The sequence below is a fragment of the Phyllobacterium sp. genome (assembly GCF_037994405.1).
Classification (GTDB): Bacteria; Pseudomonadota; Alphaproteobacteria; order Rhizobiales; family Rhizobiaceae; genus Phyllobacterium.
In genome coordinates, this window is record NZ_JBBNAN010000265.1 from 1 (window position 1) to 2,448 (window position 2,448).

Here is a 2,448-nt window from a genome sequence, read left to right on the forward strand (position 1 = left end):
TGAATTGCATGATGTTATCCTCAACTCGCGATGGCGGTTGGTGTTGATTTCCAGCCAGACAACGGGAGAACTTGATGTCAGCGTTTGTGAATCAGATCAGGTTGTTACGCAGACAGGTATCTGCAGAAGGCGGCGGTTTGACTTATGGCGAGCAGCGCCAGGTTAGGTATCTTGAGCGGCGATCATTCCAGGGCTCGCTCCGCAATTTCACGCTCGCGTTTGCGCGCAAGTTGGGCTTTCTTCGCCTTATGGCCTCGCTTTCGCGATTTCTCCCAAAACATGACTGACGAACAAATTTCGAGAATTTACGGGCGGCATCCGCCGGTGCCGGCGGATGCGATGATCTCGGTCTCGTCTGGCTCCTGTTCTGACAGTCTGCCGTATTCCTCGATGTAGCCATCAAGTCCGGGCAGACTTTCATCTTCAATGAACGTGTTCACCAATGCGTTAGACAGAGCTCCTCGGATAATGATCTCCTGTCCGGAGGTGGAACCGATCAGAGCACGGGCAGCATCGGATTTGGTCTAACGGATGTCTGCCTTTTCCTTTTCGGACATCTACTCGAGCGGCGCCCATTGGTAATAGATCGAGCTGCTGAATGGAGTGGATGCAATCACGATAGTTCTTCATGTCGCTGGTGCCGGTGGCATTCCTGCCGAGACTGTCCAAGTAAACGAATGACGGGAATATCATCGACCCCCGATACGATCTGCATGCCATGAGAACATCAGTCAAACCAGACAGTTGCGCGCTTTTGCTCTCATATTCTTCTTCGGCATCAAATCCCAACCGTGATGGATGAAATTCGGCGGACCGAACGCCCTTACGGCGGCGTGATACCCCTCACCCTTGAAGTCGACGAAGTGAACGCATCGCGTCCAAATGGCCTTAGTAAAAAAAGCGACGCGATGGCCGTCTCCGTGCGGAACAATTCGCCGCGTTGTCTGTTCTTGGCACAATCACGGGAGGTGCTCGATGACTCAACAATCCATTATGCTCCCTGCCCTGGTCGCAATGTTCGCGCTATTGGCGGCACTGGCCTTTTTATCGCGGGACGAGACTACGCAGATCCGCTCCGGACTCGTTCAACAATTGGGTCAATCTAACACCGCAGGCGATTGATTACAGCGGAACGACTTGTCGCGAGGCGGTGGATTAGCCGACCGTCATCCTCTTCAGGACGATGCCGGGCTCAATGATACTGCAGCTTAGGGATTCCTGCCGAGGAATTCCTCTGCGGTTCCCAATTGCCTCGAGGGGCCGGCTGAATTTCATGAACAACTTCAGTCTCAGCGACAAATAACCATCTCTCCAAATATTAGCCTAAGTTTTATAATGGAAGCTTATCCGCATCCATGGAGGGTGCAGTAAATGAATGATCTCATTGCTTTTATGTCACTTACAGCCATCGGCTTGATAATCGTAACAAACCTCATCGTGATGATCTACGACTAGCTTGGCTTTGGGCCTCCACCCAGCAGCAACTGGAGACCTAGAAAAGGGCCCTTAAACGCCGTTAGTGGCCCGAAGCCCAAGCGGTAAACGGGTTTGTGTCCGCTCCGGCTCGCCCGATCAATGCGGATTGACAGAGCCAAGCTATGGAAAAGGTTGCGATCCCAGCTGGATTCGAACCAGCGACCGTCAGCTTAGAAGGCAGTAAGAACCTATTGGGAATCAACGGATTTTTAGAGATTAGCACATCGATTTGACAGTCTAGGATTGGCAAAGTCTGAACTCAAAGTCGCAGTGAGACCTCCGTCTCCTGTTAGACGATTTGGCTAGCGAATATGGTTCAACTATCAACGGCGATGAGCAACCGGCATTGGTACAAAAACGGACAAAGACCCAACAGAAGACGAGTTGCGGGAGGAACTGTCGAGACTCCGAGACGACCTCGCAGTGATCGAAAGCGGTGAAATTTTCTCCATCGGTTCGACCGGCGATCAAGAGCCCGTCGATCAACAGGCAATCAACGTTATCAAGCGCAGGATTGCCGAGATCGAAGCGAAACTTGAACGCCATGAGCGATGAGCCAGTAAGATTGCCGGCGCAACCCACTACCCCGAGCACATGGAGAATGCGCCGGCAGGGCTTACTATTGCATGCACGAAGGCTGCAGGGCGTGGGGATCGTTCGGGTTTAAAAAGCGGTATGGCCAGGAATGGTATTGCAGTGAGCACAAACGGGACGGCGCGGGTTAGAGGTGCCTTGGGCCGACGTAAATCCCGGCTTCCTTAGCGGTATCAGCTCTTATCGCCCGCCCACGGCAATGCTGAGGGGCGTGATAGAATGTTTAACCTATTCGACCGAGATTACTTCTCCTGTACGACGATCGACGGATACGCGAATGTCGTCGCCTCTGCGGTCAGTGCCTAGCACCACATAGGCCGACCGGCTGCGCCTTACCCCGTCAACCTGACGAAGGCCCTCATGGCGGGCGATACGTAT

At 53.1% G+C, this 2,448-nt stretch carries 1 tRNA gene and 1 pseudogene; both read right to left on the reverse strand.

From position 1 onward, the window contains the following. Positions 1–305: 305 nt before the first annotated feature. Positions 306–780, reverse strand: a pseudogene (locus tag AAAC48_RS14720) (phage portal protein); the annotation flags it as partial. An 831-nt stretch (positions 781–1,611) separates the two neighbouring features. Further along, positions 1,612–1,676, reverse strand: a tRNA-OTHER gene (locus tag AAAC48_RS14725). Positions 1,677–2,448 lie beyond the last annotated feature (772 nt).